The sequence below is a fragment of the Bradyrhizobium sp. genome (assembly GCF_049512235.1).
Classification (GTDB): Bacteria; Pseudomonadota; Alphaproteobacteria; order Rhizobiales; family Xanthobacteraceae; genus Bradyrhizobium.
Window position 1 is genome coordinate 1 of sequence record NZ_JBEKXH010000380.1, and the last position, 6,220, is coordinate 6,220.

Sequence of the window (6,220 nt, forward strand, 5' to 3'; positions counted from 1 at the left end):
CGGTGCGACGCCAAGATAGTATTGAAACTCATCGAAGCGCCGGGTGCCGTAGTAGGCCTCCCGAAGCAGCAGGATAGACCAACGGTCGCCGACCACATCCATGGCGCGGACGATCGAGCATTCCTTGTTGAAAGACCGGGAACGTGTCATCTGGCGTCTCGCACTCCCTTCGCCCTCCGCGATTTCGGTCGAAAATAGCAGGAGGATCGCCTCGCCCGGAGCGGCGGCGCGGTCAAACGGCCTGGCCCGGAGCCTCCAATGGCTTGGCCGCGGCCGCGGGCTCATGCGCGCGCCGGTGCGCAACCAACACGCCGGTCTCCGAAAGTCTCTGCAGCTCCGCCTCGCTCACGCCGAGATCGCGGAATACCTCCCTGTTGTGTTCGCCCTGGAAGGCCGGCGTCCCGATTGGCGTCAGTTGATCCCGAGAGAAGTGCCACGGACGGCCCGGCAATCTGTATTCGCCGCCGCTGCGATCCGGGACAAGCTGGACGGCACCCCAATAGTCGCTCCATTCCGACTTCGCCAGTTCCTTGATCGAGCGAATTTCGCCCATCGCGATCTTGGCCTCGTCAAACTGCGCATCGAGCCGCGCCATATCGGCGAAAGTAAGTATCCAGGACTGGATGATCTGATGCAGCGCACCGAAATTCAGCCGCCGCGCCGCGGCGCTCGAAAACCTGGGATCGTCCATCAGATCGACGCGCCGCATCGCGCGTAGCCAGGACGGAAACGTTCGGCTGCCGACGATGCTGGTAGCGACAGTGAAGAACTGCCCTTGTGGACCCGTGAAGAAGGAGCAGTCGGTGGCACCGAGCACCGCGGGCTCTGCACCAATATCGTCATCGGACAGATCGACGTGGGCGCGCTCGTTGACAGCAAGGAGCGTGGCCGCCATGGCGACATCGATGTACTGGCCCTGCGCGGACGTCTGCCGGCTGTTGAGCGCCGCGAGGATGGCGATCACAGCCTGCAATCCAGCATAGACGTCGGCATGCGACAGGCTGTCGGTGCGCGGCTCTTTCAAGGCTTCGCCATAGTGCCGAACGCTGTTTTCGGTAAAGCCGGCTTCTGCCTGTACCGTCGGCGCATACGCCATGCGGCCGCGCCAGGGACCTCCCTGGCCGTAGCCGGTGATCGAGGCGTAGATCAGCCGCGGATTGCGCTTCGACAGGGTTTCGTAGTCGAGACCGAAGAAGCCGAGCGTCCCGGCGCGAAAGTTCTCGACCACAACGTCAGCGGTATCGCAGAGCTTCAGCGCCAATTCGTAGGCGCCGGGAATGTTCAGGTTGATGCTGACATTGCGCTTCCCCGCGTTCTGCTGCGCGTAATAGCCCGACATTCCGTCGGTCGATGGAAATGCGAAGCGCGAAACATCGGGGCTCGGCGGCTCGACCTTGATGACCTCGGCGCCGAGGTCCTGCAGGGTTCGCGCACAAAGCGGGCCCGCGAGCACGCGAGAGAAATCGACGACACGTATTCCGGTAAGAGGGCCGCTCATGATCAGCGCCCCGCGAATTTCGCGAGACCCGGGCCGTTCTTTCGGAACGAGGCAAGGCCCGCTTTCAGATCCTCCGACGCCCAGATCGGCGCCTGTACCTTCGCCATCGCCTCGTCGGCAGCGGCCACACCGTCATTGACGGCGATGTGAACGAGCTGCTTGGTCGCGGCGTGGGCGAGCGTCGGACCCTGCGCGAATTCCTCCGCGATCGCCACGGTCGCCTTCTCCAACGATTCGTCCGGGACCGTCAGGTTTATCAGGCCCCATTTTTCCAGGGTCGGCGCGTCGTAGCGTCGCGCCAGCATGGACATTTCCTTGGCACGCAGCGCCCCGACGCGCTGGACCTGCCGCTGGATGCCGCCGAGCAGCGGATGCAGCCCGAGCGTCGCCTCGACCGAACCGATCTTGGCCGACGACGACGCAATGATGTAGTCGCACGACAGCGCCAGTTCGAGCCCGCCGCCGAGGCAGACACCGTGCACGCTCGCGATCAGCGGGACCGGCAGCAGTTCCATGAAACGGAGAAACTCGACGGCGTTCAAACGCCGATTTTCACTGCTTGGATCGCCACTGCCCTGCTCCACGCGCTTGTCGAAAATGTCGAGATCGGCGCCGGCCGAAAAATGCCGAAGGCCGCTGCGCACGACAATCGCCCGGCTGCCGGCCTTCTGAGCCTCCTCGACCTGTTCGACGATCGCATTGATCAGCTTCGGTCCCAGCAGGTTGTAGGGCCGATAAACCATGGTCAGTATGGAAATGTTGCCGCGCTGCTCGCGCGCAACCAGTGCATCCTCGGACATCACCCACCTCGCTTTTTCGACGCAACGATATCCGTTCTCGTCGTTTGGGACAGCCTACATCATAACTTGCATTTTGCAAGTCATCGACGCATCACGGTTGATTGAATGATTGGTGTCATTTGACGGCGGCCGCCGTCGACTCGCGCGGCGATCGCGCCGACGCCAGAAAGGAAGATGCGGGCCGCGCTATTGCCGGAAATGGGTCAGGCGCCAGCGCACCAGGTCATCGGCTCCCGGACCTTCCTGCGGCAGCACCTCTCGCGCCCTGACCCTTTGCCCAGTCTGGCTGTCGACCATTGCCAGCTTGACGAGGTGTCCGGTTTTTCGATCCACGAATCTGAGCGGAGGCCCGGCGTTTCCGGAGATGGCCCATTTGTCTCCCACCTGCGCCAGTGCCTGTATCACCAGGATGATGTCCCTGCCCTTGGCGGTCAGAACGTACTCGTATCGTTCGGGATTGAATTGGTATCGCCGCCGCTCGATCAATTCCTTCCCTTCAAGATGCTTCAGACGATCCGACAAGGTCGCGTTGGTCACGCCAGTTGACCGGCGCAGATCATCGTACCTGGCAAGCCCGAGCGACAGATCGCGCAGGATCAGCACCGCCCAGCGGTCCCCGATCGCCTCGAGCACGCCGGCTATCGAGCACGCCATCCCTTCAAAACTTTTCGACCGCATAAAGCGCTTGCCTCCGTTTCACTCTTATCATTAGAGTTACACCTTGTCCAGTGCGCGCCGCTGGTACGGCCCGGCCCCGGATCGGGTTCGCGGGCATGCGATCGGAGGAACGAATGACCGATGCCGATGAAAAGAATCACGCCGTGGCAATCAACGTCAATGGCGTCCGTCGGACCGCCTCGGTCGAGGCGCGAAAGCTCCTGGTCCATTTGCTGAGAGACGATTTCGGCCTCACAGGAACCCACGTGGGTTGCGACACCTCGCAATGCGGCGCCTGCACCATCGATATCGATGGAAAGGCGATCAAGTCCTGCACGATTCTCGCCGTGATGGCGGACGGATCATCCGTCACAACGATCGAAGGTCTCGCACCCGGTGGTGGGGCTTTGCATCCGATACAGGCGGCTTTCCACGAGCACCATGCATTGCAATGCGGCTTCTGCACTGCCGGGATGATCATGAGCGTCCGCCAGTTGCTCAAGCAAAATCCGAATCCGACGGAGCGTGAAATCCGTCACAACCTCGCCGGCAACATCTGCCGCTGTACCGGCTACCACAACATCGTGCGCGCAGTTGAATCGCTGGCGTCGGGGGCACATCGCCATGACTGAAGCAACCGCAATCAAATATGTCGGCCAGCCGTTGCGGCGGCGGGAGGATTTCAAGTTCGTCACGGGAAAAGGACGCTATACCGACGACATCAAGGCGCCGGGGATGCTGCATATGGCGGTGCTGCGATCGCCTCATGCGCATGCCGTCATCAAGCATATCGATCTTTCTGCCGCAACCACGGCGCCCGGCGTACGTTTGGCTCTGTCGGGCGTCGACCTCGCAGGCAAGATCGGCGCGATCGTTCCAAACTGGATCATGCCGGGGACGAAGGTGCCGGACCGGCCCGTCGTCGCGATCGACCGGGTGCGTTTTGTCGGCGAGTGCGTCGCCCTGGTGGTAGCCGAGACCCAGGCCATGGCCCAGGACGCCATCGGGCTTGTCGATGTCGGCTACGAGATACTTGCCGCGGTCGTCGATGAGGAAGCCGCGATCCGCGCGGGCGCGCCGCAACTTCACGACAACGTGCCCAACAACATCACGACGATCTACAAGGTCGGGGGCGGCGACTACAAAAAGGCTGCGCAGGAGGCCGATCAGATCATCGGCCTCCGCATCGCCAACAATCGCCTGATCCCGACCTGCATGGAAACGCGCTCGATCTTGGCTGAACCGAACGTTGACGGCACGCTGACCGTTTACCTGCAGAGCCAGGTTCCTCACATGCATCGGCGCTGGATCGCCGACACCGTCGGCATTTCCGAACATCAGTTGCGGATCGTCGCGCCGGATATCGGCGGCGGGTTCGGCGCGAAGATGCATCTTTATCCGGAGGAATTGCTCTGCCCGTATCTGGCGCGCCGGCTGGGCGCCCCCGTCAAATGGTGGGAATCGCGCTCCGAAAGCCACCAATCCACCCATCACGGCCGGGCGCATACGGAGAGCATTGAGATCGCGTTCCGCAACGACGGCAGGATTCTCGGTTTGAAGGTGGAGACATTGGGCAATGTCGGCGCCTACCTCTCCAACATGGCAAGCGGCGGCCCGACCGTGAACACCGTCAATTTCGGGACCGGCGCTTACAAGATCGCGAACTACGAGGCGCGCTCCCGCGTGGTCTTGACCAACACGGTGCCGGTCGACGCCTATCGCGGGTACGGTCGGCCCGAGGGCGGGTACATCGCAGAGCGGGCGATTGACGCCGTTGCGCGCCACCTCACCCTTGACCAGGTCGAGGTGCGGCGGAAGAACTTCATTCAACGTTCCGACTTCCCGTACAAGCCCTACAATGGACCCGCCGCGGTCTACGACAGCGGCAATTACGAGGGCTGCCTCGCCAAGGCGATGGAGGCCTTTGACTATGACGCGCGAAGCGGCGAGCGCGACCGATTGCGCGCCGAGGGTCGATATCGAGGCATCGGGGTTGCCGCCTATATCCACATGTGCGGCATGGCGCCGTCGCGCCGGCTGGCGCTGTTGGGCTTCAATCGCGGCGGCTGGGAGAGCGCCCGGGTCAGCGTCGACTCCAGCGGCCGGGTGACTATTTTTTCCGGGTCCCTGAGTCAGGGCCATGGCCATGCCACCTCGCTGGCGCAGATCGCCGCCGACGTCCTTCAGATCCCGATTGAGCACATCGACGTCGTGCAGGGCGACACACGACAGGTCCAGGCCGGCCACGGCACCTTCAACTCCCGCTCCATGGCGGTCGGCGGATCCAGCGTTCACGTCTCCGCCAGCCGCGTCGTCGCCAAGGCAAAGAAGATTGCCGCTGCTATGCTTGAAGTGGACGAAGGCGACGTTTCCCACCGGGCAGGCCAATTCAGCGTGCCGGGAACCGACATCGCGCCTTTGACTTTCGGCCACGTGGCCCGCATGGCCTATGTCGGTCACAAGCTTCCGGACGGACTGGAGCCGGGTCTGGACGAGACCGTGTTCTACGACCCGAAAGGAATGGGCTCGCCCTCGGGAATCCACATGGCCTATGTCGAGGTCGATCCGGAAACGGGCATTGTCGATATCCTCGATTATGTCGCCGTGGACGACGCCGGCACGATCATCAATCCCCTTCTTGCCGCCGGACAGATTCATGGCGGCGTCGTGCAGGGTATTGCGCAAGCCCTGTATGAAGAGGTCAGCTACGACCCCGATACCGGGCAACTGATGACCGGCTCGCTGCTCGACTATGCGGTGCCGCGGGCAGAACATGTCCCCAGCATAAGATCGCTGTTTCAGGAGACGCCCTCGCCCACCAACCCGATCGGGGTAAAAGGTATCGGCGAAAATGGATCGATTGCCGCACCGCCATGCATGGTCCACGCCGTGCTCGATGCGCTCTCACCGTTCGGGATAAAACATTTGGATATGCCGATGACGCCTCCGCGCGTCTGGTCGGCGATCCAGACCGCGCGCGCCGGAGCAGGCCAATGATACCGGCATCATTCGATTACGTGCGCGTGACGTCCCTCGGCCAGGCCATCGGCCTGCTGCAAAAGGATCCCGACGGCAGCAAGCTCGTTGCCGGCGGCCATACCCTGATTCCGACTTTGAAATTGCGCCTCGCATCGCCGGCGCGATTGATCGATATCGGCGGCATCGACGAACTGAAGGGGATCGAGGTCGCCGACACTATCAGGATCGGCGCCCTGACCACGCATGCCGACCTGCTCGCGTCCGAACCCTTGCGAAAGCTGCTGCC

The 6,220-nt window shown here is 62.6% G+C and carries 7 protein-coding genes; 3 read left to right on the forward strand and 4 right to left on the reverse strand.

Going from position 1 to position 6,220, the window contains the following annotated elements:
* The 4 genes from ABSG20_RS26885 to ABSG20_RS26900 form a co-directional block, all read right to left on the reverse strand.
* A partial coding sequence (locus tag ABSG20_RS26885; RefSeq protein ID WP_423867523.1) for a winged helix-turn-helix transcriptional regulator occupies nucleotides 1–150 on the reverse strand: 150 nt, incomplete at its 3' end.
* A gap of 82 nt (nucleotides 151–232) precedes the next feature.
* A complete protein-coding gene (locus ABSG20_RS26890) occupies nucleotides 233–1,498 on the reverse strand; it encodes a CaiB/BaiF CoA transferase family protein (RefSeq protein WP_423867517.1) in 1,266 nt (421 codons plus the stop codon).
* Between the two features lie 2 nt (nucleotides 1,499–1,500).
* Nucleotides 1,501–2,298 (reverse strand): enoyl-CoA hydratase/isomerase family protein, encoded by a 798-nt coding sequence (locus tag ABSG20_RS26895; protein WP_423867518.1) that lies wholly within the window; start codon nucleotides 2,296–2,298, stop codon nucleotides 1,501–1,503.
* 186 nt (nucleotides 2,299–2,484) lie between these two features.
* A complete protein-coding gene (locus ABSG20_RS26900; protein WP_423867519.1) occupies nucleotides 2,485–2,952 on the reverse strand; it encodes a winged helix-turn-helix transcriptional regulator in 468 nt (155 codons plus the stop codon).
* Nucleotides 2,953–3,089: 137 nt separating this feature from the next.
* On the opposite strand from ABSG20_RS26900, the gene ABSG20_RS26905 reads away from it, so the two are divergent.
* From ABSG20_RS26905 to ABSG20_RS26915, 3 genes are all read left to right on the forward strand, one after another.
* Nucleotides 3,090–3,587: a (2Fe-2S)-binding protein gene (locus ABSG20_RS26905; RefSeq protein WP_423867520.1), complete on the forward strand. Its 498-nt coding sequence runs from the start codon at nucleotides 3,090–3,092 to the stop codon at nucleotides 3,585–3,587.
* Complete coding sequence (locus ABSG20_RS26910; protein ID WP_423867521.1) at nucleotides 3,580–5,952, forward strand: xanthine dehydrogenase family protein molybdopterin-binding subunit; 2,373 nt, start codon at nucleotides 3,580–3,582, stop codon at nucleotides 5,950–5,952. Before ABSG20_RS26905 ends, ABSG20_RS26910 begins: the two co-directional genes overlap by 8 nt.
* A partial coding sequence (locus ABSG20_RS26915; RefSeq protein ID WP_423867522.1) for an FAD binding domain-containing protein occupies nucleotides 5,949–6,220 on the forward strand: 272 nt, incomplete at its 3' end. The genes ABSG20_RS26910 and ABSG20_RS26915, both read left to right, overlap by 4 nt.

Bases quoted from the DNA above. Each gene is read 5' to 3' on its own strand.
- ABSG20_RS26890 (WP_423867517.1), bottom strand. From the start codon at position 1,498: ATGAGCGGCCCTCTTACCGGAATACGTGTCGTCGATTTCTCTCGCGTG.
- ABSG20_RS26895 (WP_423867518.1), bottom strand. From the start codon at position 2,298: ATGTCCGAGGATGCACTGGTTGCGCGCGAGCAGCGCGGCAACATTTCC.
- ABSG20_RS26900 (WP_423867519.1), bottom strand. From the start codon at position 2,952: ATGGCGTGCTCGATAGCCGGCGTGCTCGAGGCGATCGGGGACCGCTGG.
- ABSG20_RS26905 (WP_423867520.1), top strand. From the start codon at position 3,090: ATGACCGATGCCGATGAAAAGAATCACGCCGTGGCAATCAACGTCAAT.
- ABSG20_RS26910 (WP_423867521.1), top strand. From the start codon at position 3,580: ATGACTGAAGCAACCGCAATCAAATATGTCGGCCAGCCGTTGCGGCGG.